At 65.0% G+C, this 26,294-nt stretch carries 27 protein-coding genes; 13 read left to right on the plus strand and 14 right to left on the minus strand.

All coding sequences use genetic code 11. The annotated features are described in order from the left end of the window. Nucleotides 1-137 precede the first annotated feature (137 nt). Nucleotides 138-2,450 carry an NADP-dependent malic enzyme gene (locus tag ACQR1X_RS08280; protein WP_434898639.1) on the plus strand — a complete coding sequence of 771 codons (2,313 nt, stop codon included), beginning with the start codon at nucleotides 138-140 and terminating at the stop codon, nucleotides 2,448-2,450. 149 nt (nucleotides 2,451-2,599) lie between these two features. Then, nucleotides 2,600-3,055 (plus strand): DoxX family protein, encoded by a 456-nt coding sequence (locus tag ACQR1X_RS08285; protein ID WP_315800251.1) that lies wholly within the window; start codon nucleotides 2,600-2,602, stop codon nucleotides 3,053-3,055. 9 nt (nucleotides 3,056-3,064) lie between these two features. Here ACQR1X_RS08285 and ACQR1X_RS08290 read toward each other — a convergent pair whose 3' ends face one another. The 4 genes from ACQR1X_RS08290 to ACQR1X_RS08305 form a co-directional block, all read right to left on the minus strand. Beyond that, a complete protein-coding gene (locus ACQR1X_RS08290) occupies nucleotides 3,065-3,625 on the minus strand; it encodes a dihydrofolate reductase family protein (protein ID WP_316180866.1) in 561 nt (186 codons plus the stop codon). 19 nt (nucleotides 3,626-3,644) lie between these two features. Beyond that, a complete protein-coding gene (locus tag ACQR1X_RS08295) occupies nucleotides 3,645-4,601 on the minus strand; it encodes a polysaccharide deacetylase family protein (protein WP_315800249.1) in 957 nt (318 codons plus the stop codon). 159 nt (nucleotides 4,602-4,760) lie between these two features. Next, entirely contained in the window at nucleotides 4,761-5,336 is a 576-nt protein-coding gene (locus tag ACQR1X_RS08300; RefSeq protein ID WP_315800248.1) for a glutathione peroxidase, read from the minus strand. 154 nt (nucleotides 5,337-5,490) lie between these two features. Continuing rightward, nucleotides 5,491-7,242 carry a L,D-transpeptidase family protein gene (locus ACQR1X_RS08305; protein WP_434898640.1) on the minus strand — a complete coding sequence of 584 codons (1,752 nt, stop codon included), beginning with the start codon at nucleotides 7,240-7,242 and terminating at the stop codon, nucleotides 5,491-5,493. A gap of 226 nt (nucleotides 7,243-7,468) precedes the next feature. Here ACQR1X_RS08305 and ACQR1X_RS08310 point away from each other — a divergent pair, with 226 nt between their 5' ends. Beyond that, on the plus strand, nucleotides 7,469-8,020 hold the full coding sequence (locus ACQR1X_RS08310; RefSeq protein ID WP_315800246.1) for a CreA family protein: 552 nt from the start codon (nucleotides 7,469-7,471) through the stop codon (nucleotides 8,018-8,020). A gap of 575 nt (nucleotides 8,021-8,595) precedes the next feature. After that, nucleotides 8,596-8,958 (plus strand): hypothetical protein, encoded by a 363-nt coding sequence (locus tag ACQR1X_RS08315; protein ID WP_316181020.1) that lies wholly within the window; start codon nucleotides 8,596-8,598, stop codon nucleotides 8,956-8,958. A gap of 53 nt (nucleotides 8,959-9,011) precedes the next feature. On the opposite strand, the gene ACQR1X_RS08320 is transcribed toward ACQR1X_RS08315, so the two are convergent. Further along, complete coding sequence (locus tag ACQR1X_RS08320) at nucleotides 9,012-9,785, minus strand: hypothetical protein (protein ID WP_434885645.1); 774 nt, start codon at nucleotides 9,783-9,785, stop codon at nucleotides 9,012-9,014. 39 nt (nucleotides 9,786-9,824) lie between these two features. Then, on the minus strand, nucleotides 9,825-11,546 hold the full coding sequence (locus tag ACQR1X_RS08325) for a type I secretion system permease/ATPase (RefSeq protein ID WP_316180858.1): 1,722 nt from the start codon (nucleotides 11,544-11,546) through the stop codon (nucleotides 9,825-9,827). A gap of 109 nt (nucleotides 11,547-11,655) precedes the next feature. Between ACQR1X_RS08325 and ACQR1X_RS08330 the strand changes: the two genes are divergently transcribed. Next, entirely contained in the window at nucleotides 11,656-13,407 is a 1,752-nt protein-coding gene (locus ACQR1X_RS08330) for an adenylate/guanylate cyclase domain-containing protein (protein WP_434898641.1), read from the plus strand. Between the two features lie 11 nt (nucleotides 13,408-13,418). Here the strand turns inward: ACQR1X_RS08330 and ACQR1X_RS08335 are convergent, their stop codons facing one another. The 3 genes from ACQR1X_RS08335 to ACQR1X_RS08345 form a co-directional block, all read right to left on the minus strand. Next, nucleotides 13,419-14,765 (minus strand): HlyD family type I secretion periplasmic adaptor subunit, encoded by a 1,347-nt coding sequence (locus tag ACQR1X_RS08335; protein WP_434892204.1) that lies wholly within the window; start codon nucleotides 14,763-14,765, stop codon nucleotides 13,419-13,421. Nucleotides 14,766-14,884: 119 nt separating this feature from the next. Next, nucleotides 14,885-15,154, minus strand: a complete 270-nt coding sequence (locus tag ACQR1X_RS08340; protein WP_434845888.1) for a DUF6719 family protein — start codon at nucleotides 15,152-15,154, stop codon at nucleotides 14,885-14,887. Further along, on the minus strand, nucleotides 15,154-15,306 hold the full coding sequence (locus ACQR1X_RS08345) for a hypothetical protein (RefSeq protein ID WP_315800239.1): 153 nt from the start codon (nucleotides 15,304-15,306) through the stop codon (nucleotides 15,154-15,156). Before ACQR1X_RS08345 ends, ACQR1X_RS08340 begins: the two co-directional genes overlap by 1 nt. A 144-nt stretch (nucleotides 15,307-15,450) precedes the next feature. Between ACQR1X_RS08345 and ACQR1X_RS08350 the strand changes: the two genes are divergently transcribed. The 3 genes from ACQR1X_RS08350 to ACQR1X_RS08360 all read left to right on the plus strand — a co-directional run bounded on the left by ACQR1X_RS08350 (nucleotide 15,451) and on the right by ACQR1X_RS08360 (nucleotide 18,035). After that, nucleotides 15,451-16,731 carry an ArgE/DapE family deacylase gene (locus tag ACQR1X_RS08350; protein ID WP_434840032.1) on the plus strand — a complete coding sequence of 427 codons (1,281 nt, stop codon included), beginning with the start codon at nucleotides 15,451-15,453 and terminating at the stop codon, nucleotides 16,729-16,731. 120 nt (nucleotides 16,732-16,851) lie between these two features. Further along, the gene (locus ACQR1X_RS08355) at nucleotides 16,852-17,250 is read left to right on the plus strand and encodes a PaaI family thioesterase (RefSeq protein WP_316215667.1); all 399 of its coding nucleotides are present in this window, start codon (nucleotides 16,852-16,854) and stop codon (nucleotides 17,248-17,250) included. Nucleotides 17,251-17,378: 128 nt separating this feature from the next. Next, nucleotides 17,379-18,035 (plus strand): GNAT family N-acetyltransferase, encoded by a 657-nt coding sequence (locus tag ACQR1X_RS08360; protein WP_434898642.1) that lies wholly within the window; start codon nucleotides 17,379-17,381, stop codon nucleotides 18,033-18,035. Nucleotides 18,036-18,130: 95 nt separating this feature from the next. Here ACQR1X_RS08360 and ACQR1X_RS08365 read toward each other — a convergent pair whose 3' ends face one another. From ACQR1X_RS08365 to ACQR1X_RS08375, 3 genes are all read right to left on the minus strand, one after another. Further along, nucleotides 18,131-18,436: a hypothetical protein gene (locus ACQR1X_RS08365; RefSeq protein WP_172109527.1), complete on the minus strand. Its 306-nt coding sequence runs from the start codon at nucleotides 18,434-18,436 to the stop codon at nucleotides 18,131-18,133. A 77-nt stretch (nucleotides 18,437-18,513) separates the two neighbouring features. Continuing rightward, on the minus strand, nucleotides 18,514-19,212 hold the full coding sequence (locus tag ACQR1X_RS08370) for a DUF2161 domain-containing phosphodiesterase (RefSeq protein WP_315800235.1): 699 nt from the start codon (nucleotides 19,210-19,212) through the stop codon (nucleotides 18,514-18,516). 95 nt (nucleotides 19,213-19,307) lie between these two features. Continuing rightward, nucleotides 19,308-19,988, minus strand: a complete 681-nt coding sequence (locus tag ACQR1X_RS08375) for an SDR family oxidoreductase (RefSeq protein ID WP_316236615.1) — start codon at nucleotides 19,986-19,988, stop codon at nucleotides 19,308-19,310. Nucleotides 19,989-20,119: 131 nt separating this feature from the next. Between ACQR1X_RS08375 and ACQR1X_RS08380 the strand changes: the two genes are divergently transcribed. Continuing rightward, nucleotides 20,120-20,818 (plus strand): SGNH/GDSL hydrolase family protein, encoded by a 699-nt coding sequence (locus tag ACQR1X_RS08380; RefSeq protein ID WP_315800233.1) that lies wholly within the window; start codon nucleotides 20,120-20,122, stop codon nucleotides 20,816-20,818. 91 nt (nucleotides 20,819-20,909) lie between these two features. Further along, a complete protein-coding gene (locus ACQR1X_RS08385; protein WP_012044361.1) occupies nucleotides 20,910-21,128 on the plus strand; it encodes a hypothetical protein in 219 nt (72 codons plus the stop codon). 31 nt (nucleotides 21,129-21,159) lie between these two features. Here ACQR1X_RS08385 and ACQR1X_RS08390 read toward each other — a convergent pair whose 3' ends face one another. Together ACQR1X_RS08390 and ACQR1X_RS08395 are read right to left on the minus strand one after the other, a co-directional pair. After that, a complete protein-coding gene (locus ACQR1X_RS08390) occupies nucleotides 21,160-21,903 on the minus strand; it encodes a tyrosine-protein phosphatase (RefSeq protein WP_434898643.1) in 744 nt (247 codons plus the stop codon). Between the two features lie 235 nt (nucleotides 21,904-22,138). Next, nucleotides 22,139-22,333, minus strand: coding sequence for a DUF2735 domain-containing protein (locus tag ACQR1X_RS08395; RefSeq protein ID WP_315800231.1), 195 nt, complete (start codon nucleotides 22,331-22,333; stop codon nucleotides 22,139-22,141). A gap of 544 nt (nucleotides 22,334-22,877) precedes the next feature. On the opposite strand from ACQR1X_RS08395, the gene ACQR1X_RS08400 reads away from it, so the two are divergent. The 3 genes from ACQR1X_RS08400 to ACQR1X_RS08410 all read left to right on the plus strand — a co-directional run bounded on the left by ACQR1X_RS08400 (nucleotide 22,878) and on the right by ACQR1X_RS08410 (nucleotide 26,283). After that, a complete protein-coding gene (locus tag ACQR1X_RS08400; protein ID WP_315712320.1) occupies nucleotides 22,878-23,912 on the plus strand; it encodes a glutamine synthetase beta-grasp domain-containing protein in 1,035 nt (344 codons plus the stop codon). A 184-nt stretch (nucleotides 23,913-24,096) separates the two neighbouring features. Next, nucleotides 24,097-24,555 carry a hypothetical protein gene (locus ACQR1X_RS08405; protein WP_315800230.1) on the plus strand — a complete coding sequence of 153 codons (459 nt, stop codon included), beginning with the start codon at nucleotides 24,097-24,099 and terminating at the stop codon, nucleotides 24,553-24,555. 105 nt (nucleotides 24,556-24,660) lie between these two features. Then, entirely contained in the window at nucleotides 24,661-26,283 is a 1,623-nt protein-coding gene (locus tag ACQR1X_RS08410) for an ABC-F family ATP-binding cassette domain-containing protein (RefSeq protein ID WP_434898644.1), read from the plus strand. The last annotated feature ends 11 nt before the right edge of the window (nucleotides 26,284-26,294 follow it).

Consider the following 26,294-nt stretch of genomic DNA (forward strand, 5'->3'; position numbering starts at 1 on the left):
ATGCCGGCGAGCATGGTTTCGGATGTTGCATGAAAGCCGCCCAGCGTGCATCACATGCGCTTCCACCGGCCGGAAAAACCGACGTCTGACCGAGACTCAAGAGACCAAAAATCCGGGTCGGAAACGCTGGAGCACGTATGTCGTCGTCCTATTCTGAAGATCTTCGTTCCGCAGCCCTGGCCTATCACCGCCTGCCGCGGCCCGGCAAGCTGGAGATCCAGGCCTCCAAGCCGCTCGCCAATCAGCGCGACCTGGCGCTGGCCTATTCGCCGGGCGTCGCCGCTGCGTGCACCGAGATCGCCAACAACCCGGCCGAGGCGGCATCGCTGACCGCGCGGGCCAACCTGGTGGCCGTCGTCTCCAACGGGACCGCTGTGCTCGGCCTCGGCAATATTGGCCCCCTGGCCTCCAAGCCGGTGATGGAGGGCAAGGCGGTCCTGTTCAAGAAATTCGCCGGCATCGACGTATTCGACATCGAGATCGCGGCCGATACCATCGACCGGGTGGTCGAGACGGTCGCGGCGCTGGAGCCGACCTTCGGCGGCATCAACCTCGAGGACATCAAGGGACCGGAGTGCTTCGAGATCGAGGCGCGGCTCAAGGAGCGGATGAAGATCCCGGTCTTCCATGACGACCAGCACGGCACCGCAATCATCGTCGGCGCCGCGATCAAGAACGCGCTGTCGCTGTCCGGCAAGCAGCTCTCCGACGTCAAGATCGTGACGTCGGGCGCAGGCGCCGCCGCGATCGCCTGCCTCAATCTGCTGGTGTCGATGGGCGCGCAGCGCAAGAACATCTGGGTCTGCGACATCGACGGCGTCGTCCATGAGGGCCGCAACACGCTGATGGACCCGTGGAAGGCGGTCTATGCGCAGAAGACCGACAAGCGGACGCTCGCCGATGTGATCGGTGGCGCGGACATCTTCCTCGGGCTGTCCGCCGGCGGCGTGCTGAAGCCGGAGCTGCTCAAGCAGATGGCCGAGAAGCCGCTGATCATGGCGCTCGCCAATCCAAATCCGGAGATCATGCCGGAGGAGGCGCGCGCCGCACGGCCCGACGCGATGATCTGCACCGGGCGTTCGGACTTCCCGAACCAAGTCAACAACGTGCTGTGCTTCCCGTTCATCTTCCGCGGCGCGCTCGACGTCGGCGCTACCGCGATCAACGAGGCGATGAAGCAGGCCGCGGTCGATGCGATCGCGCAGCTCGCCCAGGATCCGCCCTCGGACGCGGTGAGCCGCGGCTTCGATAGCGGCGAGACGCAGGGCTTCGGCCCGGGGTCGCTGATCCCGTCGCCGTTCGATCCGCGCCTGATCCTGCGCATCGCGCCGGCGGTGGCGAAGGCGGCGATGGAGTCCGGCGTAGCGATGCGGCCGATCACCAATTTCGACGAGTACACCGCGCTGCTGGAGCGTTTCGCGTTCCGCTCCGGCCTGGTGATGAAGCCTGTGTTCGCCAAGGCAAAGACGCAGCCGGTCCGCGTGATCTATGCCGAGGGCGAGGACGAGCGCGTGCTGCGCGCCACCCAGGTGGTGCTGGAGGAGAAGCTGGCGCGGCCGATCCTGGTCGGTCGCCCCAGCGTTGTCGAGGCCCGCATCAAGCGCTTCGGCCTGTCGATCAAGGCCGGGCGTGATTTCGACCTCGTCAATCCCGAGGACGATCCGCGCTACCGTTCTTACGTGCAGAGCTACATCGAGATCGCCGGCCGCCGTGGTGTCACGCCGGATGCGGCGCGCACGGTGGTGCGGACCAACGCCACGGTCATCGCGGCGCTCGCCGTCGTCAGAGGCGAGGCGGACGCCATGATCTGCGGCGTCGAGGGCCGCTACATGAGCCATCTGCGTCATGTCCGCGAGATCATCGGCTTCATGCCGGGGGTCAGCGACTACGCGGCGCTGGCGCTCACCATCACCAGCAAGGGCGCCTATTTCATCGGCGACACCCAGGTGCGGCCGGATCCGACCGCTGAGGAGCTCGCCGAGATGGCCTCGCTCGCGGCCAACCACGTCACGCGCTTCAACATCAAGCCGAAGATCGCGTTCGTGTCGCACTCCGATTTCGGCGGCTATGACACGGAGTCCTCGCGCAAGATGCGGCAGGCGACGGCATTGCTGAAACAGCATCGTCCCGACCTCGAGGCCGACGGCGAGATGCAGGGTGACACCGCGCTGTCGGCGACCGCGCGCAAGGCGATCCTGCCGCATTCCAATCTCGAGGGCTCGGCCAACGTGCTGATCATGCCGAATCTCGATGCCGCCAACGTCGCCTATCAGATGATCAAGGTGCTGGCGGATGCGGTCCCGGTGGGGCCGATCCTGATCGGCCCTGCCAGGCCGGCGCATATCCTCACGCCATCGGTGACGGCGCGCGGCATTCTCAACATGACGGCGGTGGCTGCCGTCGAGGCCCAGGAGCGGGCGGGGAGGGCGCAGCCGACGCTGTTCGCGTAAAGCGGGTTGGCGTGATCGAAGTGTGGCGGAATTCGTCCGGTTTCGGTCGTATTCCGCCCGCCTTTATTGTTGAAAAGCGTTCGCGACGTCACATATCCGGCCCTGTAGGCCGGCGACACATCGTTTGAAGTTGATCCGTGAGGGCGAGAATGCCGGGTTTCATTACGTTCGGGCGCGTTCTGTTCGCCGTGATCTTCATCTACACGGGCGCGACCAAGCTGTTCGGCATTGCCGCCACCGCCGATCTGATCGCCGCCAAGGTCACGATTCCCACGATGCTCGCGCCCTATGCGGCGCAGCTCGAGGCCGCCGCCAAGATGCCGATGCCGCAGATCCTGGCGATCGCGGCCGGCGCGTTCGAGGTGCTCGCCGGTGTGATGATCGCGCTCAACTTTCTCGGGCGTTTCTTCGCGGCTCTGATGATCCTGTTCGTCGGCGCGACCATCTTCTACTTCCATGACTTCTGGAACCAGACCCCGCCCGACAACGCCAAGACCCTGATCGACGCGCTGAAGAACCTGTCGATCATCGGCGCGCTGTTCATGATCTTCGGCTACGGCAAGGGCCCGAAGGCACCGGAGCAGAGCGCCTACGGAGATATCTAGGAGGGAGCCTTAAGCGGATCGCTTCCAGGCGGTCACGCTGACGTCGTCGGCGGGATCGAGCATCAGCTGATTGGACGGCGTGTAGCCGTGGGCCGTCAGCACCTGCTGCGGCGATCGGTCGGGACCGACGCCTGGAAAGCACGGCGCGCCGCCGGGCAGGGAGACGTGGGGCGCCAGCGACAGGAAGAAGCTGTCGTAGCTGTCCATGAACATCTCGAACACGACCGGACCGCCGATCACGGCCACCGTGCCAGAGCTGACGCCCGCGGCTTCACAGGCGGCTTCGAAGGAGGCGCCCGCCGGATTCCAAAGGGTAGAGAGCGGCTTCTCCGGATCCGGCGCCAGCCCCGCGACCTTGCGGGTCACGACGATGCGCCGGCGCTTCGGCGAGTTCGGCTGGTCCTCATAGGAGTTGCGGCCATGGACGATCAGATCGGCGCCATCGAGGGCCTGGGAAAAGAATGCGGCGTCGCCGGGGAATTTCAGGGCGGGCGGCATCGCATTGTGCGCGTCGGCCAACATCCCGTCGGCCGACACGATCACGTAACCTTCGATACGAAGCTTGGTCACTGACGAAAGGAATCCTGTCTCATTCGGACACTGTCGTCACAACGCTCGAGACCGGCCTTTGGCTCACCGTCGGCAGCTTCGCGACCTTGGCGAGCTGCTCGTCATATTGCGGCAGCGACTGCACCGGCGCCTTGGCGCGCATCGCGACCACCTTGTAGCCGCCGGCCTTCAGGCGGCGCAGCATCTCGGGCAGGGCCTCGGCGGTATGCTTGTGGAAGTCGTGCATCAGGATGATGCCCTTGCCGAGCTTGTCGAGCTTCTTGAAGGTGACGTCGAGCACCGCCTGCGCATTGCGCGCCTTGAAGTCGAACGAGTCGAGATCGCAGGAGAAGATTCCGATGTTGCGGGTGCCGAGATAGGTCACCATCTCCGGCGGGTGCTGCAGGGCCGGGAAGCGGAAGAACGGCGCCGGCGAGTTGCCGCCGAGCGCCCACTTCACGGCGCTGATGCCGAGCTCGATCTCTTCCTTGCGCTGATCCTCGGTCAGCTTCTTGTTGGTCAGCGCCGCATGCGACCAGGTGTGCGTGCCGACCGTATGGCCGGCATTGTAGACCTGCTTCAGGATCTCCGGATAATAGGTCGCATGCTTGCCGATGATGAAGAAGATGCCGGTGGTGCACTGGTCGGCGAGCGCCTTGAGCACGCTGGGCGTGTTCTCCGGCCACGGGCCGTCGTCGAAGGTCAGCACGACCTCGTGATCCTTCAGGAAGTCAAGGTCCTTGAAGTGCTCGAAGCCGAAGCCTGGACCGCCGGTCGTGTCGATTTCGACGGTGCGGCCGACGCCGAGCGCCTCGGGGTTCATGCAGGGCGCGCGCGGCGGCTGGGTCTGCACCGCAGCGGCCGGAGCGGGTACGGGTGCGGCAGCAGCCGGGGTCGGTGCCGCCGCCGTGCGCTGCGCCTGCGACCACGCCACGCCAGACGTCAACAGCGAAGCCGCCAAAGAGCTCGCGAACACCAATCCTGCTGCAATCCGCATCGTGTTTCCTCGGGGTTGTTGCAACGGGAGCGCCAGTGCCGACAGTCGCTCCGTCATCCGGCCGGGATATTAGCCCAGCAGCCGGAGTGGCGCCAAAAGGAAACAAGGCAAAAACACGGGGAAGTTGCCGGCTTCCGCCGCATTCCTGCCGAGTGTTGCTCAGCCGTTCGCCAGCAGCCGGGCGACCGCGGTCTTGACCCGCGTCTCCGTCGGCTCGACCGAGGAGGCGAACACGTCGGCGATATAGCCGTCACGGCCGATCAGATATTTGTGAAAGTTCCAGCGCGGCGTCTCCTTGGGCCGCGCCTCGGCGGCCCAGCGGTAGAACGGGTGGGCGTTGGAACCGGTGACCACCGCCTTGGCGGTCATCGGGAAGGTCACGCCATAGTCCTTGTTGGCCAGCTCGGCGATGTCGCCGGCGATTCCGGGCTCCTGGTTGAAGTCGTTGGACGGCACGGCAATGATCGTCAGCCCGCGCTCATGGAACTCGCTCCACAGCTTCTGGAGGCCGGTGTATTGCGGGGTGTAGCCGCACTGCGAGGCCGTGTTGACGACCAGCACCGGCTTGCCGGCGAAATCGGCGAGCCGAATCGGCTCACCGGCCAGCGCCGGGAAGGAGAAGCGGTAGGCGGTCATCTTGCTCACCGCATTGTCGGCATGAGCCGCCTGCGACGTGAGCGCCGCGCCCGACAACGAGGCGCCGATACCGAGAACAACCATCCTGCGATTGATCATGTGAATCTCCCTGAGCAGAGCCAGCCCCGTCAGCATGAATGTGCCCGCGCTCGACCTGCCGATGCGTGAACGGCTTCGGCGTTGCGCTGGATCAGACTGCGTTGCGGCACGGGATACCCTTGCCGTAGGGCGGAAAGAGGGACGGCGTCGGTCTTCAGCGCAGCGAAAGGATGAAGTCCGTGCCCTCGCCGGTTTCGCCCTGGTTGATGCCTTGATCGGAGACGATCAGCGAACTTCCGGTCGACAGGGCTTCGCCGAGCCACGCCATCACGTCGGCGGGAATGGTGATGCGATCGAGCGCCTCGGCTGCGCTGCTCAGCTGAACGACCTGTTTCAGCTCGGCATCGGCGCCCGCGGACTTCTTGCCGCGCCGGACCGCCTTGGCGGCGCCATCGTTCGCCGCGGTGCTCCGCGCCGAGGAGGGCAGCGAGACGACCGACCAGCGCATCGTCGCCGGATCGGCCTTGTCAGCCGTCGCGGTGAACACGTGGGTGCCGAGCGGCTTGTCGCCCGGTGCGATGGTGACCGGGATGTTGAACACCGGAGCGAAGTTCTGCCGCACGTACAGCTTCGAATCCTTGCGGCTGATGAAGATCGCGATCTGGCTGTTGCGCTTCAATTCGGGCTTGGGCGCAATCGGCTTGTCCGGCGCGGCAACACGCGACTGATCCTTGGCGAGATCGTTGGGATCGACCGCCTTCGCCGGTGCCTCTGCCGCCGGTGTGGACGGCGACGCAGGCTGGTCCGCGATCGGGGCGTCGGCGGGCTTGGACTCTACCGACTTGGACTCAGCCGGCTTGGACTCGGCAGGCTTGAGTTCGGTCGAACCGGTGGCTTCGGCATTCGATGCCTCAGCCGGCTTCTCGACAGCCGGAGCGGCCACCTGCGCAGCATTCGTTGGCTCGTTCGCCGGAGCGACGTCGCCGGGGGCAGACTTGGCCTCTGCGTCGGCGGTCGCAGGCTCAATCTTGGTCTCGGCGACACTGGGCTTCAGATCGGCAGTGTTGCTTTGAACCTCCACCGGTGGCGAGCGCGATGGTTCGACGCTTGGGGAAGCATCCGAGACCATCGGTGGGAGTCCGTTGGCGTTGGCGGCGTCGGCGGTCTGCACCTGGCGCGACGCGGCGGGCGATCCTTCGCCGGAGCGCGGGCTCTCGGCATGGCCGATCGTGGCGCGCAGATCCGTCGTCGCGACTGTGATCGCGGTGGTGACGGCGGCGCCCTTGTCCGACTTGATCGCCGCCGGCGCAGTCGCATCGGGTTGCACCGATGCGCTCGGCTGCGGCGCCTTCAGTACAGCGAGCATCGGATGCGAGAAACTCGCAGGAGCCACCTCGTTCGGCGTGACCAGGACCCGGGATCCCATCCGCGTCCAGCCATAGAATCGGGTTGCAAAGCTTGGCGGCATGCGGATGCAGCCATGCGAGGCCGGGTAGCCGGGCAGTACGCCCGCATGGAGCGCGACGCCCGACCAGGTGATGCGCTGCATGAACGGCATCGGGGCGCCGCTATAGATGTTGGAGCGATGGAATTTCTGCTTCTGAATGACGCTGAACACGCCCATCGGGGTGGAATGTCCCTTCATGCCGGTCGAGACCGGCGCTTCCGCGAACAGACCGTTTGCGTCGTAGACCTTGAGCTGCTGCTTGTTGATCGACACCGCGATCGTGACCGGCCCTTGCGGCTTGGCAGCCTCCTTCTCGGTCTTCAGCTTGTCGAGGTGGCGCGCCTTGGCCTTGCGCGGCGCGGCCGGGCGTAAGGTCGGAGCAATGGTGACGGGCTGAGAGTCGTTCCAGTAGTAATAAGACGCTGCGTCAGCCTGTGAAGTCGCTGCGAGGGCAAGCGGAACTGAAACGATTGCTGCACAATAGAACCGCCCCCTGGCGGCCGCACGAACGCAGAGCATTCCGGCAAATCCTCAAGAACCATCTGGTCTTTAGTGTCGCAGACGGAGTCTGCGTTCACCAGCTTGGGGCTTCTGCCCTGCGTGATTTCGTTCCAATCGTAGCAGAAAAGCCTCACATCCCGTTAAACGGGTAGTGGAAGGTCACGGGCTGGAGCGCCTTCCTTGCAGGCATTTGTGTCCCTACATGGGCGGTATGCCGAGCATCGGCGGTATAACGGAGACCGACATGTCGTTCAGAGCCACCAAACGGTTTGATCTGTGGCTGAAAACCCTCGCTTGCCTACTGCTTATCGGATTGTCCTCGCCTGTCATCTCAGCATACGCCGCAGACGAGCCGGATCTGATCTTCCGTCGGTCGACCGTGTTCAAATTGCTCAGCCCGAATGACAAGCTCGCGACCTATGGCGTTGATGATCCAGAGGTCGAGGGCGTCGCCTGCCACTTCACGGTGCCGCAAAAGGGCGGATATGCCGGCTGGCTGGGCCTGGCCGAGGAGGTCTCCGACATCTCGCTCGCATGCCGGCAGATCGGCCCGATCAGGTTCAAGCGCAAGCTCGAACAGGCCGACGACATGTTCCGGCAGCGGCGGTCGCTGTTCTTCAAGAAGATGCAGATCGTTCGCGGCTGCGACGCCAAGCGCAACGTGCTGGTCTACATGGTCTACTCGGACAGGCTGATCGAGGGCTCGCCGAAGAACTCGACCTCCTCCGTCCCGATCATGCCTTGGGGCAAAGCCGATGACGGCGCAGTCCAGAAGTGCGGCGATTTCATTCAATAAGGGATGTGCCAAGAGACGATCGGCTGCCGAAAGCCTCGCTGGGCAATTTGTGCTTGGCGGGATCGTGGCAGCCGATCAGCCGCACCAAGCTCTGTGGGGCCGAGGCGGCGTAGCTCTCGGTCCGCTGCTGCGCCATCGGCGTAGCCAGGGAGCTGCGGCGAGATACCTTCGGCTTGGGTGTGTGCAAGCGCTTGTCCATGGTGACCCTGAGGGAGCAACGTCGTCTCCCAACGCGCCGCGCTGCTAGGTTGCCGTGGTGAGCTGGGAGGTTCGCCCTGCCGGCCACGATTAACGCAAGGTCGTTAAGAAGCTCTCCGTCGGCAGATTGACGGTTGCCTTGGATGGCGCTGGCGCGGTCAAAGCGGGTGGTGCTTTAGGTCACTCTCGTTTTGATTGTATTCTGTGTCGTCGGGTGGTCGCGATGAAACGAAGCGGAGGGGCCATGAAACCATTTTGTGCCCGTGCCGCAGACCGCTTGAAACGTGAAGCGGGTATGAAAGCATGAGCGAGATGCGAATCGTGTCGTCCCGGCCCGCGTGGATGACATGACAAAAAACAAGAACCAGCGGTCCACCATGTGTTTTCGACTGGATGCTGCGGCGCTTGCCGCGCTGTCGTGCCTCTTCTGGTCCTCCGTCGAGGCGCGGACGACGACCCGATTGCCAGATCTGCGCGGCGAGTTCGTACGGCTGTGTGCGCCTCATATGCTCGACCGGTGGACGCATCCCGAAGCTGTCTGCTCCTGCCTGCATGATCATGCGGCCGCGATGGTGGAGGATGCCGACTTGCGTGAGGCGCTGCTGCGCGGGATCAGTGAGACCGGCGTGCCGACCATAGAGACCGATTGGGTGCCCGCACCGAAGCGAGCGGAGATCGGTCCCACGTTCACCAAGATCGCGAAACCCGCGCTGCAGTGCATGTTCGATCCGGCCAACTGATCAGCCGCTGGGCCTGATCTCGATCAGCGTCCATCGTCTGGCGGTGCTCGTTGTCAGTCCAGGCCATATTGCGACATCAAGGACTGCACGTCCGGCCGGCGCATGATGCGCGAGATCCGGGTACTGATGGCAACCTCGTCGCTGTGTCTCGACGATCTCGCAGCAGGCTTGGGCGCAGGGCGGGCCGCTGCCGCGCTGGCGCGGGTTGGCTGATGCCGCGCAGGAGCAGGCTTTTCGGCGGACGACGAGGCGGCCGGTTGCGTCCCCGTGGCCTGTGTGGCCGCCGCGGCCGGCAGGCCGGACTGGGGCGGCGCGGCGACAGGAGCGGCCGCGTGGACGAGGGCCGGTGAAGCCGCGGCCGTGACCGGCGGCGTCGCGGCTGGTGCCATCGGGCGTGTTTCGGTGGTGGCGGCCGCGGGCGGTGTCGCGAGCGCTGCATTCGACGTCTTGGTAGCTTCAGCAACGGGCGCGGCGGCCGTGAGCGAGTTGGTACGCGTCTGCGACGAAGCTGCCTCAGGCGCCGGGACGGGCGCAGCCAGTGCGGTGAGCGCCGGGGCTGGCGGCGAGATCGCCGCCGGCGGCTCGATGACCGGAAGCGGGGCGGCGATGGCGGCATTGCCTGCGGAGGCGGCCTCGCTGGTGATCTTTTCGCTGCGGTCCAACTCGGGCTTCCTGATATCGCTGGGGACATTGAGGGCCTGGGTTTGCGCGTGAGCCAGCATCTGCCGCGCGGTCATTGGTGTCTCCGCCGAAGCCGAGATCGGCAGCAGGACGGCGGTCGCGAAGGCCAGCTGCAGGGTCCTCGTTGACGATGTGAACTTGATCATGACCGGCTCCTTGCGATGTGCGATCTGCACTGGGTTCGTTCAGGCCGCTGCGCTGGCGGTCGCCCGGTCGTGGGCGATGACGACACGCTGGCCGCGCATCTTGGCGATCACCTCGTCGCGCGGGCCGAATGCCAGCGTCTTGCCGAAGGCCATCACCATGATGCGGTCAACATGCGCCAACAGCTGCGGACGGTGAGTGACGACGATCACGGTGCGACCGGCGGTCTTCGCCTGGGCCAGGGCGTGCGCCAGCGCCCGCTCGCCGTCCTCGTCGAGGTTCGAGTTCGGCTCGTCGAGGATCAAGAGCCGCGGGTTGCCGTAGAGCGCGCGGGCGAGGCCGACGCGCTGCCGCATGCCGCCGGACAATGCCACGCCGCCTTCGCCGATCGGCGTGTCGTAGCCGTTGGGCAGGCGCAGGATGACCTCATGCGCGCCGGCGGCCTTGGCGGCAGCGACAACGGCCGCTTCGTCGACCTTCGCAAGCCGGGCGATGTTGTCGGCGACGGTGCCTGAGAACAGCTCGATGTCCTGCGGCAGGTAGCCGATGTGCTTGCCAAGCCGGTTTGGGTCCCATTGGCTGTAGGCGGCGCCGTCGATGCGGATCACGCCTTCGCGTAGCGGCCAGACCCCAGCCATGGCGCGCGCCATGCTCGACTTGCCGCTGGCGGAGGCGCCGACGATAGCGAGGCTCTCGCCGGCCTTGAGCGAAAAGCTGACGCCCTTGACCGAGGGGCGGCCGGCCGCCGGCGGCCACACCACGGCGTTCTCGACGTCGATGTCGCCGCGCGGCGTCGGCAGCGCCGTCGGCGCAGCCGTGACTGGCAGGGCCTGGAACAGCTCCTCCAGCCGGCGATAGGCGGAGCGGAATGCGATGATGCGCTTCCACTGCCCGACGACCTGCTCGACCGGCGCCAGCGCGCGGCCCATGATGATCGACGTAGCCATCATCGCGCCGGGCGAGATCTGCTGCTCGATCGCGAGCCAGGCGCCGATGCACAGCAGCGAGGTCTGCACCGCCATGCGCGCGAACTTGGTCACGGAATGCATCGCCGCGCCCCGCTCGACGAGGGTGCTGTGGGCATCGACCATCGCCGACTGACGGCAACTCCAGCGGTCCATGACGATGTCGCCCATGCCGAGGCCGCGCACGACCTCGCCATTGCGCAGCGCCGCCGCGACGAAGCGCGAGGCCTCGTTGGCCAGCGCGTTGGTGCGCTCGACGCTGGCGCGGGTGTAGAATTCGGTGAGCAGCGCCAGCGAGAACAGCACCGTCGCGCCGAGCAAAGAGAGGATTCCGAGATAGGCGTGCTGCAGAAAGCACAGCGCGACGAACACCGGCGTCCACGGCAGATCGCAGGCGATGGCGGCGGTGCCGCTGGAGATGCAGTCGCGGATGGTCTCGGCGTCACGGATGATCTGCTGGCCGAAGCGATGCCGCGGCGACAGCTCCGCCTTCATCATCGTCTCGAACAGCGGGTGGCGCAGCGTGCCTTCGAACTGCACGCCGGCACGGGCCAGAACGCCGGAACGGGCGAATTCGAGGACGCCATACAGCACGAGGAAAACACCGACGATGAGCGTCAGCATGACCAGCGTGCCGAGATTGCGGCTGGTGAGCACGCGGTCATAGACCTGCATGGAGTAGAGTGGCGAGGCGAGCATGCTCGCATTGATGAAGAGGCTGAGCACGAAGGTCGCGGTGAGCGCGGGAAAGCAGGCGCGGAGCGCGGTTCCCAGCGGGCTTCGGGTGGTGCTCGTCATGTCGGATCCCCTTGCGATGGTGCTGGGGAGCTTGGCCTGGGCAGCCGTCGTCGACCGTGACTGACCTCACATAGCTCGAGGCGGATCTGCCGGCGCTTGAGTTGGCCGGTTGCAGCCGCTACCGGATGGATCAGCCGTGCCCAGATTTCGCACTTGCCTGAATCACAGTGACCTCATGCCTGCCGTAACCTCCCAGAACATCCGGCTCGTGTCGGGCCTCGTCCTGTTTGCCTTCGCTGCGACGCATTTTCTCAACCATGCGGTTGGTCTGTTCAGCCTCGAGGCGATGGACGAGGTGCAGGAATGGCGATTGGTCGTCACCCGATCGTGGCCGGGAATGATCGTGCTGGCGGCGGCGCTGCTCGCCCATGCCGTGCTTGCGTTCACCAAGACGGTTCAGCGCGGCACGTGGCGGCTGTCCTCGTGGGAGCTTGTTCAGATCGCCACCGGATTTGCGATCCCAGTGTTGTTGCTGCCGCACGTCATCGAGACCCACATGGCTCATGCTCTGTTCGGCGTTCAGGACGGCTACCTCTATGCGCTGGCGCTGCTGTGGCCCAAGGCGGCGTGGATTCAGACTGCGCTGCTGCTGCTGGTCTGGATCCACGGCTGCGTCGGCCTGCATCATTGGCTGAAATTCCGGGGCTGGTATCGCGTGATGCAGCCGCTGCTGTTCGTCCTCGCCGTCGCGCTGCCGTTGGCGGCGCTGATGGGCTTCGTGGTGTCCGGACGCGCCGTCGCCGCGCTGCTCGGCAATCCCGGCATGGCCGAGCAGATGCGCGAGGTCACCCATTGGCCGAGCGAACTCGACGCCAAGTGGATTGCCCTGCTGCAGGTTTCGGCGCAGATCGCGGCCGTCGCGCTGCTCGTTGCAGGCGTGACGATCATCGTGTTCCGCCACGTCGCATCGCTCGCAGCGCCGAAGATTGCCGTTGCCGTCACGGGCGGCGCTACGGTGCAGGCCGCGGTCGGTCCGACGCTGCTGGAGATCGTCGGCAGTCATGGGCTGTCGCTCCAGGCCGAATGCGGCGGCCGCGCCCGCTGCGGTCTCTGCCGCGTCCGGGTCGATGAAGGAGCGGAGACGTTGGCGCCGCCCGGCCACGCGGAGCGTGTCATGCTCGCCGAATTGGCGGCACCGGCGAATGTGCGCCTGGCCTGTCAGGTCCGACCGGTGGCGCCGCTGACGATCACGCGTCTCGTCGGCGGCCAACGAGAGGAGAGGGTGCCCGCCGTCGACGGCCTCCAGGCTGAGCGCCGCGCGGTGTGTCTGGTTCATGTTCGGGTCCGCGCGGTGGCGACCATCGCGCGCGACCGGTTGCCCTCCGACCTCGGCTTCATGATGAACGAGATCTTCGGCGCCATTGGCGGAGCCATCGAAGCCCGGTCCGGGCGCATCGATCGTTTCCTCGGCGACGGCGTGCTCGCCGTCTTCGGCGAGGAGCAGGGAGCAGAACAAGGCTGCCGCGATGCGCTGCAGGCGATCGGCGCCATGGACGTGGTTATGGACCGCGTCAACGAAAAGATCGCCGCGGAGATCGGTCGGCCCGTGGAGCTGGCGATTGGTGCTCACCTTGGCGACATCGTTGTCGGGCAACTGACCCTTGGACGCACCTCGCAGGTGGCTGTACTCGGACTTGGGACGGAGTGGCCGGCGCTTCTGGCTGAATTGGCGGAGACCAGAGGCTGGCAGCTCGCAATGTCCGGGGGCGTGGCGACAGCTGCCGGCCTTGCTGATCTGGATGGAGCGATGCGTGAGAGGCTTGCCGATCCCGAACAGGGTCGCGAACTGGACGCCATCGGCGTGCGGCGTGCCCGCGACCTTGCAGTCGTTGCGGGCACGCCACCGGCGCGGTCGGCATAGGTGCTCTCGGCTCATTTCTCACGGAACGTCTTGGCGAGCGTGTTGAGCAGCGGGCCGACCAGATATTCGAGCACGGTGCGCTCTCCCGTGGAGATGATGACGTCGGCCTGCATGCCCGGCAGGATTTTCTCGGCGATCTCGGGCGGGATGGTCGAATAGTCGATCACCACGCGCGCCGAATAGTAGCTCTGTTTGCTCGCCTCGTCGGACATCGCGTCCGCCGAGACGCTCGTGACCTTGCCGAAGATCGTCGGCGTGGTGCGCGAGGAGAAATTGGAGAAGCGCACCTCGGCCCTCTGGCCGATCGCGACGCTCTCGATGTCGCGCGGCGAGACGTGCGCCATCACGTCGACGCCTTCGCCGACCGGAACGATCTCGGCGAGCGTATCGCCGGGCTTCACGACGGCGCCGACGGTGTGGACTTTCATGTTCATGACGATGCCGTCGCGCTCGGCGCGGATGTCGACCCGGCGCAGCACGTCCTCGGCGATGACCAGCTTCTCGCGCAGGTCCGACAGCTTGGCCCGGGTGCCGTCGAGCTGCTGGCCGACCTCGGTCAGATATTTCTGCAGCGTCTGATCGATCTGCAGGCGCGTCTGCGCGGCCGTCTGCGTCAGCCGCGCGACGTCGGCCTGCGCCTGGCCGAGATCGCCTTCGACGCGGGCGCGCTCGCGTTCCAGCTCAAGGAACTTGTTGCGTGGATAATAGCCTGCGGCGACGGCCGGGCGCACATTGTTCATCTGCGTCTCGAAGCTCGCGAGCTGCGCGGAGAGCGCTGCGCGCTGGCGGTCGCGGCCGGCGAGCTCCTGCTGCTGCTGGGCGATCTGCGAGTTGAGGATGTTGATCTGGCTGATCAGGCCATTGCGACGCTCGACGAACAACCGCTGCTGGTCGGCGATGGCAAGCGCCGCCTCCGGCACGTTCTGGCGGTTGAGCAGCGCGTCGGGAAACGTGATCATCCGCGCATTGCCGCGCTCGGCGAGGAGGCGCGCCTCCTCGGCCAGCGCCGCGTCCATCTGCTTGCGCAGGAGGTCGGTGTTGGCCTGGGCCTCCGTCGGCTGCAGCCGAAACAGCAGGTCGCCGCGATGCACGGCGTGAGTTTCCTTGGCCAGAATCTCCCTGATGATTCCGCCCTCACGGTGCTGAACCACCTTGTGATCGCCGGAGACGGACACGGTGCCCGGTGCGATCGCCGCACGATCGAGCGGCGCATAGGCCGCCCACACGCCGAAGCCGCCGAACACCAGCGCAATCGACAGATAGCCGAGCAGGGCGTAGCGGCTGAAATCGGCCTTGACCGGCTGCGGCCGGTCGGCCGCTTCGAAGAAGCCGTGATCCTGCACCGCTGACATCGACATGCTGCGTCCCCGAGATTGTCCGTGGGGCAGGAGCATCGTCGATGCACAGATTCAGGACTGTGCGGAAGGTCACGTGCCGGAGGCCGGCTATGTATGACGGCCCAATCGAACGAGATCAGCTACTTCCTTTTCGGCCCGAACCGCGGCACGCATTTCGTGGTGCGGACAATGCCGGTTTCGGCCATCTTGGAGCCCAAGACCTCCTTCACCTGGCCGGCGGGGCAGGTGCCGTCATCGACCAGCACCCGCTGGCCGAGCCGGAGATCCGTGATGTCCTGCTCGCGCCCGACATATTGCGCCTGTGCAGGTGCGGCGACCAAGAGCAAGATACCGAGGACGCCGAGAGGGCGGGCTGCGACGTCCGCGAACGCGAAGATTTGAGAACGCATCACTTCCCTTCGATCTTCAGGCCTTTGGGCCCGAGATTGATCTGGACACCCTCGGGCTGCTTCTTGGCCTGATATAAATTGTAGCCGAGCACGATGATCGCCGCGCTGAGAATGCCGAGGAGGAAATAGAGGATATTGCGGTGGTCCGACATGCCAAAATCCAAAGTATGTTACCGTCGTTCGTATGCGCGAATGTACGAGCGGCCTTGCGATTCTGAAAGCAGCGGCGAATCCGGTGCAACTATGCATCAGATTGTGATTTGGTGCGGTCATCGGCAATTGGAACCGCGACAGGCATGATCACCCAGGACACTACGCAGCGCATCGTCGACGCCGTCGATGCCCACTTCGACCGGCAGCTTGCGACCACGAGCGACTTCGTCGCCATCCCCTCGACCCGCGGCGCCGAAGGGCCGTGCCAGGACATGTTCGGCGATCTCCTGCGTGTGCGCGGCTACGAGGTCGACGACTGGCACATCGATCTCGACGATCTGAAGGACATGCGCGGCTACGGCCCGATCGAGCACGACTTCTCGAAGGCGCGCAGCGTGGTTGGAACCTACCGGCCGGCCACGTCGGCCGGGCGATCGCTGATCTTGCAGGGGCATTGCGACGTGGTACCCGCCGGCCCGCTCGAGATGTGGGAGACGCCGCCGTTCTCGCCGGTGATCCGCGACGGACGAATGTATGGCCGCGGCGCCTGCGACATGAAGTCCGGGACGATCGGCGCACTCTATGCGCTCGATGCCATCAAGGCGGCCGGCTTCAAGCCGACGGCGCGCATTCATGTCCAGTCCGTGATCGAGGAGGAGAGCACCGGCGTCGGCGCACTGTCGACCTTGCAGCGCGGCTACCGCGCGGATGCCTGCTTCATCCCCGAGCCGACCAGCGGCAAGATGGTGCGCTCTCAGGTTGGCGTGATCTGGTTCCGCCTCAAGGTGCGCGGCTTTCCCGCGCATGTGTTCGAAGCCGGCGTCGGCGCCAATGCGATCCAGGCGAGCTATCATCTGATCCATGCGCTGGAGAAGCTCGAAGCGGACTGGAACGAGCGCGCCAAGAGCGACCATCATTTCAAGACGCTCAATCATCCGATCAACTTCAATCCGGGCATCATCAAAGGCGGCGACTGGGCCTCGAGCGTGCCGGCCTGGTGCGACGTCGATTGCCGCATCGCCATCCTGCCGGGCTGGTCGGTCAAGGACTGCCAGAACGAGATTCTCGCCTGCGTCGCCGCGGCTTCGCGCGATCACCGCTTCCTCTCCAACAATCCGCCGGTGGTCGAGTGGTCCGGCTTCCTGTCCGAGGGCTACGAATTGACCAATTCGGCCGAGCCGGAGGCGGCGTTCGGCAAGGCCTTCACCGCCGTCTACGGCGGCGAGGTGCAGGACCTCGTCTTCACGGCGCTCACGGATACCCGCTTCTACGGGCTCAACTACAACATCCCCAGCCTCTGCTTCGGCGCGACCGGCGCGGCGATGCACGGCTTCAACGAATATGTCGATCTCGACTCGCTACGCCAGGCGACCAAGACCATGGCCTTGTTCATCGCCGAGTGGTGCGGAGTCGAGAAGGCGTGAGCGCAAGGCCGTCGCGGCAATGACCTCGGAGGTCATTGCCGCGCGGTCTGGGCTTGGCGCATCCAGGGTGCGGTGAAGGCACGGGGAGACGTGTCGTCCGTGCGCAAGGAGAGGAACGGTATGACGCCGCTGGACAAGATCAATGCGCTGAAGATGCCGTTCGCGGACTTGAAGGGCGTCACCTTCACCGAGGCCAGCGCCGATCGCGTTGTGGCGCAGATGCAGGTTCGGCCGGATCTCTGCACCCTGCATCACACCATCCATGGCGGCGCCATCATGGCGCTGGCGGACTCGGTCGGCGCAGCCGCAACCGTGATCAACCTTCCCAAGGAAGCCAAGGGCACCACGACGATCGAGAGCAAGACCAACTTCATCGGCGGCGCCAAGGAGGGGACCGTGGTGACCGCAACCGCCACGCCCGTGCACCGCGGCCGCCGCACTCAGGTATGGCAGACGCGGGTGGAGACCGAGGACGGGCGCCTAGTCGCGATCGTGACCCAGACTCAGCTCGTGCTGTGATGATTCGTACACAAACGAATTGTTAACGCACGCGATCCTTGCATGGCCGCATGCTCTCTCCGTAGAGCGCGGGGCTTGCAATGAATGTTGCGATGCACAATATAGATTCTGTCTAGGGAAAGACGTCTGTGTGCGAGGGCTCTCGAGAGGAGTCTCAGGCAGTGTCACAGGTAGATACTTTTCGTCCCCGGCCGGGCTTCGGCTATGTGCGGACGCTCAGCCAGCACGAAGAACTGCCGTTGCTGCGCGATCATCTGTTGCGGCTCGATGCGGAAAGCCGGCACGATCGATTCAACGGCTTCCTCGATGACAGTTTCATCGAACGCTATGCGGCCCGCTGTGCGGCCGATGGCACGATCGTCGTCGCCTACATGGAAAACGGCATGGTGCGCGGCGCCGCCGAGTTGCATCCGCCGGAGCAGTCCGAGGACGGGCTTCCGGAGATTGCGTTCAGCGTGGAGGCTTGCGTGCGCCGCCGCGGGGTCGGCAGCCTGCTGTTCCAGCGCGTGATCTCGGAGGCGCGGTGGAAGGGCTATCGCAAGCTTCGCGTCACGACCGGATCGCAGAACCATGCGATGCGGGCGCTCGCGGCCAAATTCGGCGCGCATCTGGCGTTCCGTCACGGCGAATCGACCGGCACGATCGATCTGAGCGAGCGGCCTCAGGATGAACTGGCGAAGCTCGTGATCGATGCGCCGATCGCGGCCGCGCGTGCGTTCTTCACCCTCAACCGAGCCTGCTGGAAGCTCGTGACCCGGATGTACGGCGACAAGCGCGCGGCCTGAGCGGAGCCGTTGCTGCGATGACAAAGGCGCGACAGCGATCACCGCTGCCGCGCCTTTTCGTTTGATTGCATTGGCCGATGCGCCCCGGAAGGCGTTCAGGTGCCGGTGCGCTTGTCGAAATTGAAGCGGCGCACGGTGCGGCGCTCGACCACGACGGCGCGCTGCTGCGTGCCCTGGTCGGCCGTGATGACGCGCGTGTTGGTGCGCGCGGCAACGCGGACTGCCTTCTTCACCTCGGGCAGCACCTGCTCGAGCGGCAGACCCATCAGCGCCGACGCGATCTCGGCCTGGGCCTGCACGTCGTCGGTGATGCCTGACGCGGCGAAGATCGCTTCCTCCAGAGTCGGGGGATCACGCCTGACGCGACGCGGACCGTACTTGGTGTTCCAATCTTCGCTCATGGGGGCCTCGTGAATCGTCCGGGATACCTAGAAGCAGGATTGTTGCATTGCAATATATATTCCGCGGGGCAGCCCAGCTATGCGTTCACCATGTCGCGATTGGGCAACGGTACCTGCGTCATGTGGATATCCTGGGGCCAGCGGCGCAAGGCCGCGAGGCCGGCTTTTGTGAGGACATAGACACCGCGCTCGGCGCGGTCGAACCAGCCGTAGACGTTACGCTGCAGAATCTTCGGCGCATCCGGAATCTCCGCGCGGAGGTCGCGGACGCGCTTCGGCCCGCCCGAGAGCGCCGAGGCGCAGGCCAGCGCCTGCTGCCGATAGGCCGTCATGATGGGAGCCCGGGTCGAGCCGCCAGCGACGGGGTCGCCCTTGCGCCGCTGATGCTCGATCACGAGACGCGAACGCTTCTTGGGGTTCTTGCGCGGCGCGGTGGTAGGCGGCCGCACCAGCACTTCGATGTCTCCGGCTGAGGTCACGGCCAGCATGCCGAAGCCGAGCCGGCGGCACAGATTGCGGTAGCGGGAGTCGCTTTCACGACCCTTGCCACGTGCTGACAGATTTGCTGCGACCCAGACCTCATCGCAGGCCCCAGCCCGATCGACCGCCTGCAGCAGCAGTTCCAGGTTGAAGACCTGCTTCAGCTCGCAGACGACGACCACCGGCGGGTCGTCGCCCTTGAGCGCCACCACGTCGCAACCGCCGATTTCCCCCTTGACCGAGAAGCCAAGGTTTTCGAGGAAGCGTTTGACGGGAAGGTAGAGCGCGGTTTCCAAGGGGCCGTCCGATGTGTGCGACTCAGAGCGCGCGCGAGTCTAGCCCGCCGAGTCCGGTGATGTCAGCGCCAAGTCGGGGTGACCGGCTGGCTTCGCTACACCCGGCCGACAACCGGTATCAGTGCGCCGGTCACGCCGCTCGCGGCGTCGCTGGCGAGAAACAGAATGACCTCCGCGAGTTCCTGCGGCGTCACCCATTTGTCGAAATCGGCCTTGGGCATGCTGGCGCGGTTGGCCGGCGTATCGATCGTCGACGGCAAAACGGCGTTGACGGTGATCTTGCCCTTCCATTCTGCCGCGAGCGCTTCCGTCAGGCGATGCACGCCCGATTTGGACGCAGCATAGGGGCCCATGCCGGCACCGGCCTGGAGCGCGCCCATGGCGCCGATGTTGACGATGCGGCCCGTGCTGGAGCGGACGAGATGCGGGATCGCCGCGCGCGAGGCGTGCAGCGCGGTCATCAGGTTTCGCGCATGCATCGTCTCCCAGACGGAATCGTCGCCGTCGGCCGTGGTCTCGAACGCGAACGCGCCGGCGATGTTGATCAGCGCATCCAGAGTGCCGAAGTGGGCGGCGACGGAGTCGATCGCGACCTTTGCCTGCCCGGGGTCGGAGAGGTCGACGCCTCCGAGCTCAATGCGGTCGTCACTCGCCGGGATCTCGGCCTGGGCATGATCGATCCCGGCCACATGCGCGCCCCGTGCGAGCGCGAGATCGGCCACGCTGCGTCCGAGCGCCCCTTGCGCACCCGTAATGACAATCACTGCTCCGTTCATTCCGTCCCTGGTCTCCGTTGACGCGCCCCACAGCGCCGCTTGTTATACTATGGCCCTGCCGATGAGTTGCAATGGCCGGACGGCCGGGGCATGCAATTGCAATCAGAAAGCGTGGTTCGTCAGAGGTGACCATGACGGCGACAGACTCTCTCGAATTTCCCGACGTCGCCACCGGTTTTGTCCGTCCGATCAGACAGTTCAGGCAGAGTCTGGATGCGCAGCGCAAGACCCGGATCGTGGCGCTTGGCTCATCTTCCACCGCCGGCACCAACGGAATTGTCGCTTTCCCGGCCCGGATCGAGCAGGCGCTGCGCAAGACCAATTTCGGCTGCCTGATCGACGTCCTCAATCGGGGTGTGGGCGGACAGGAATCCCCGGAGGAGCTCTCGCGCTTCGAATGCGACGTGATTGCGGAGCAGCCCTCGCTGGTCATCTGGCAGGTCGGCACCAACGCCGCCTACAGGCCTGAGGTCTATAGTCCCGATGAGGTCGAGGCTGCGCTGCGCGTCGGCCTTCGATGGCTGGCGGGGCTGGCCATCGACGCCATCGTGATGGACCTGCAATATACGGCGGCGATCGTGACGGTGCCAAACAGGCTGGCGCGTGCCGAGGACATTCAGCGACGGATCGAGAAGGTCACGTCTGCGGCCAACGTCAATCTCTTCAGGCGCTGGAATTTGATGAAGAGCTGGCATGAGGCTGGCCAGATTCCGTTGTCGGCGCTCGACGACGGGCACGGTGACCGCTTGCATGTGAGCGAGGCCGCCACCGCGAAGATCAGCGACGTTTTGGCCAGCGCCATCATGACGGCGCCTGCCGCGCTGGCCTGATCGATAAAATTAGCCGGACTTTCGTAAGTGGATTGCCAGCGCGGGCCGCTAGCCTGTCGCTATGCCGCTTGAGGGGCGTTGGAGCTTTGACATGATGAGACATCTGCCGGACCACGGTTTGCCGCTGGTGCAACTGAAGGAGCAGCGGCGGGATCTGGTGGTCGCCTTGCAGAACCGTGCAGGTCCGGTGACGGGCTGGGAATTGATGCAGATCGCGGCGGTTCAACAGGCGATTTCCGCATTCGAGGAGGTGATTGCCGATCTCGACGCGATGGAAGCCGCCGAGACAGCCGATATCGAAGCGGCCTGATCGGGCTCAAGCGTATTCGTGCCGCCCTGGCTTACAGTGTGAGATAGCGCGCCTGTAACGTCTTTCGTGCAGCGCCGTCGATGCCGAGACCGTCGCGCAGGTAGGTGTCGACGTCGCCGAAATCATCACGCATGGCGTCGAACGCAGCGGCGAGGAACGAGGCCTGGACCGTCCCGATCGCCTGGACGACATCAGCGGGAAGATCCGCGTGAGCTGCAGTCTCGCGACGATGGAGCTGGTTCGTGAGCAGGTAGTCTTCCAGGATCACGTCATCCGGAACGTCGAGCGCGTGCAGGACCAGTGCACAGGCGACACCGGTGCGATCCTTGCCGGCCGTACAATGGATCACCAACGGCGCATTCCCGTTGAGAACATGTTCGAACAGCGCGCGGAAGCGCGGCGTGTAGCTGCGGATGTAGTTGCGGTAGGACTCGCGCATCAGCTCCAAGGCATGGTCGGTCGTGAGCTGCCCTCGCGCCGCCAGGGCCCGCAGCGCCGGCACGACGCTCGGCTCGATCGGCACGGAATGCACGGTGATCTCGGCGATCGTGCAGAGGCCGGCCGCGCGCTCGTCGCGACCGCGGAAATCGAACGCTGCGCGAATGCCGAGCTCCCGCACGGCCGCGACATCGGGCTCCGTCAACTGACCAAGATGGTTCGACCGAAACAGCTGCCGCCATCGCACGTGCCGGCCATCCCTGCTGGGATATCCGCCGAGATCTCTGAAGTTGCTGGCACCGTGAAGTCCGAGATGGCGGAGCGGATGGGCGGGCATGAACGCATTCTAGGGAATGCGGGCTTGATGTGAAGCATCGTTTCGCCTGCGCGACGGCAAGGCAGGGGAGAGCATGAAGCGGCTCAGGACGGCGGAACGTATGCACCCGCCACGTCGAGCCCGTCGGTGACCGCCAGCAGTAGACATGGTTGACAGCGGGCAAGAAAAAGGGCCGGAACCTTGTCGGTCCGACCCTTCTAGCAAAGGCGCGTGAGCGGCACGGTACAGTCGGACATCAGCGGTCCCACGCCGGCTTGGCTTCCTGGATCGCCTCGTCGTGATACCAGCTGCCGCTGTAGATCGTCGGCTGGATCGAGGGCGCGATCGGCCGCGCCGGCGATGCCGCGGATTGGCGAGGCGCAAGACCTGCCCGCCCTCCGCGCGGAAATTGATAGATCCTTGCGGACCCCTCGTGCACGTTAGTGTCCATTCCTCAGTCTCCTTCCATCGGGCCACACGTCATGCTGCGCCCGACTCGTTCTCTTGTGGTTAGCGGTCTCGATATCGGCTCTGCCCGGAGGGAATGCAACGTGACCAAAATCAAATCACATGTTGCGCGTTTTGCGGGCATTTCTGTCTTTGCTTCCTCCGCAGCAACGTGCAGCTGACCAACACTTGGGCTGGACCAAAGGTTGCGGAAAGAGGCTCAGGTCTTTTCAAAAATGTCCCGGACTTGCTGAGAGCTTGTTCGGACGTTTTTGCGCATCGCCGCAAATGCCACGGAATCAAGCGGGTTTTGACCAGCTTCTGATTTCCGCCATGCGTTCCGTGCAATCCCGGTCGCGCTGCTTTGCCGCACCCCTGACGTGCAAAAACCAGCGCCAGCTCCGCCCTGATTGGCCTTCGTCCATGCGACGGGACGTCGCGGGACTTGGCACGTTCCATGCTTAAGAGTGCGCTGGCCGATCGTGGCCGGGTAAGCGGGGAGCCTTCGATTGCTGGGCTCCCACCTTTCGATAAGACAGAGAGGCTCAATGACGAAGTACAAGCTCGAGTACATCTGGCTCGACGGCTACAAGCCGGTGCCGAATTTGCGCGGCAAGACACAGATCAAGGAATTTTCCTCGTTTCCGACCCTGGAACAGCTGCCCCTTTGGGGCTTCGACGGCTCGTCGACGATGCAGGCCGAAGGCCATAGCTCCGACTGCGTGTTGAAGCCGGTCGCCGTGTATCCCGATGCCGCCCGCACCAATGGTGTGCTGGTGATGTGCGAAGTGATGATGCCGGACGGCAAGACCCCGCATCCGTCGAACGCCCGCGCCACCATCCTGGACGATCCGGACGCGTGGTTCGGTTTCGAGCAGGAGTACTTCTTCTACAAGGATGGCCGTCCGCTCGGCTTCCCGGAATACGGCTATCCGGCTCCGCAGGGTCCGTATTACACCGGCGTCGGCTTCAAGAACGTCGGCGACGTCGCCCGCAAGATCGTCGAAGAGCATCTCGACCTCTGCCTCGCGGCCGGCATCAACCACGAAGGCATCAACGCCGAGGTGGCGAAGGGCCAGTGGGAATTCCAGGTGTTCGGCAAGGGCTCGCGCACGGCGGCTGACCAGATGTGGATGGCCCGCTACCTCATGCTGCGTCTGACCGAGAAGTACGGCATCGACATCGAGTTCCACTGCAAGCCGCTCGGCGACACCGATTGGAACGGTTCGGGCATGCACTGCAACTTCTCGACCAAGTATATGCGCGAGGTCGGCGGCAAGGAGTACTTCGAGAAGCTGATGGACGCCTTCAAGGAGGCGCGCGCCGACCACATCGCCGTGTATGGTCCGGACAACCACATGCGCCTGACCGGCAAGCACGAGACCGCTTCGATCGACACCTTCAGCTGGGGTGTGGCCGACCGTGGCGCCTCGATCCGCGTGCCGCACTCGTTCGTGAACAACGCCTATAAGGGCTATCTGGAAGACCGCCGTCCGAACTCGCAGGGCGACCCCTACCAGATCGCGTCTCAGGTCCTGAAGACGATCGCGATGGTTCCGACCGGCGCGAAAGCCGCAGCCTAAGACGCCGAACACATTACCCCGGGGCCGGGGCTGACATGATGATCCGCCGGAGCAGCCGCTTCGGCGGATCATTCGTTTGGCGGGCTGGCGTGATCGCGGAGGCGCCGCCTTGATCAATCGCAAGTCCGTCTCCGATCGCAGCGGTATGTCTTTCTGGAAGCGGTTTATGGAAGCGGGGCGTCGAATGAATTATCGCAAGTGGGTTTCAGGCGTTCTGATCGCCTGTTCGGCCATCTCCCTGGCGGCGGCACAGTCGCAGTCCAATGCAGAACAATATCTGCCGCGGCTCGGCGACATCATGAATCTGATCCAAGTCAGGCATGCGAAACTGTGGTTCGCGGGACAGGCCAAGAACTGGGATCTCGCGTCCTATGAGCTCGCGCAACTGAGGCAGAGCCTGACCGACGCCGCGGTGTTCTATTCGGGACTGCCGGTGGACAACGTCACCACGCTGGGCCAGCCGATTCAGTCGATCTCGGACGCCATCGCCGCCAAGGATGGCAAGCGCTTCGCCTCCGCCGTGACCGAGCTGACGTCGGGATGCAACGCCTGCCACGCGACCATGGATCGCGGCTACGTCGCGATCCGCATTCCGACCGACAAGCCGTTCGGCAACCAGGATTTTCGGCCTCAGGGCCGCTGACCGCGGCGGGGCGGACAGAGCAGCGGAGGGCGCCTAAATTGCGCCTTCCACCGGCGGCGCGCATCGACTAAGAGCGGCGGCAACCTGTCCATGTCCTGAGACCTCATGATCCGCCTCGATAACGTCAGCAAGCAAGTCGGCCACCAGATTCTCTTCATCGAAGCCTCCGCCGCCCTCCAGCGTGGCGAGAAGATCGGCCTGGTCGGTCCGAACGGGGCCGGCAAGACGACGCTGTTCCGGATGATCTCGGGCCGCGAGCAGCCCGACGAGGGGCAGGTCTCGATCGATCGCGGCGTCTCGATCGGCTATTTCAACCAGGATGTCGGTGAGATGTCCGGCCGCAGTGCCGTGGCTGAGGTCATGGATGGGGCTGGGCCGGTGTCGTCGGTCGCCGCCGAGCTCAAGGAGCTCGAGGCCGCGATGGCCGATCCGGACCGCGCCGACGAGATGGACGACATCATCGTGCGCTATGGCGAGGTGCTGGCGCGGTTCGAGGAGCTGGACGGCTATGCGCTCGACAGCCGGGCCCGCGAGGCACTGGCCGGCCTCGGCTTCTCCGAGGAGATGATGGACAAGGATGTCGGCCTGTTGTCCGGCGGCTGGAAGATGCGCGTCGCTCTGGCGCGCATCCTCCTGATGCGTCCCGACGTGATGCTGCTCGACGAGCCGTCCAACCACCTCGATCTCGAGAGCCTGATCTGGCTGGAGCATTTCCTGAAAGGTTACGAGGGCGCGCTGCTGATGACCTCGCACGACCGCGAATTCATCAACCGCATCATCAACAAGGTGATCGAGATCGACGCCGGCCAGCTCACGACCTATTCCGGCGACTACGATTTCTACGAGCAGCAGCGGGCGCTGAACGAGAAGCAGCAGCAGGCGCAATATGAGCGCCAGCAGGCGATGCTCGCCAAGGAGATCAAGTTCATCGAGCGTTTCAAGGCGCGGGCCTCGCATGCGGCGCAGGTGCAGAGCCGGGTCAAGAAGCTCGACAAGATCGAGCGGGTCGAGCCGCCGAAGCGGCGCCAGACCGTCGCGTTCGACTTCCTGCCGGCGCCGCGCTCGGGCGAGGACGTGGTGGCGCTAAAGAAGGTGTCGAAGAGCTATGGCAGCCGCCGCATCTACGACGGGCTGGACTTCATGATCCGGCGCCGCGAGCGCTGGTGCGTGATGGGCGTCAATGGCGCCGGCAAGTCGACCCTGTTGAAGCTCGTCGCCGGTAGCGCGGAGCCCGATGACGGCTCGGTGACGATCGGCGGCAGCGTCAAGATGGGCTACTTCGCGCAGCATGCGATGGACCTGCTCGACGGCGACGAGACGGTGTTCGAGTCGCTCGAGCATTCGTTTCCGCAAGCCGGTCAAGGCTCGTTGCGGGCACTGGCGGGCTGCTTCGGCTTCTCCGGCGACGACGTCGAGAAAAGATGTCGGGTGCTGTCGGGGGGCGAGAAGGCACGGCTCGTGATGGCCAAGATGCTCTACGATCCGCCGAACTTCCTGGTGCTGGACGAGCCGACCAACCATCTGGACATGGCGACCAAGGAAATGCTGATCGCGGCCCTGTCGAACTTCGAGGGGACCATGCTGTTCGTCTCGCACGATCGTCATTTCCTCGCCGCGCTCTCCAACCGCGTGCTGGAGCTGACACCCGACGGCCTGCACCAGTATGGCGGCGGCTACACCGAGTATGTCGCGCGCAGCGGCCACGAAGCGCCGGGCCTGCGCGGCTGATCGAGGGCAAG

Source organism: Bradyrhizobium sp. HKCCYLRH3073, assembly GCF_051167995.1.
Lineage (GTDB): Bacteria > Pseudomonadota > Alphaproteobacteria > Rhizobiales > Xanthobacteraceae > Bradyrhizobium.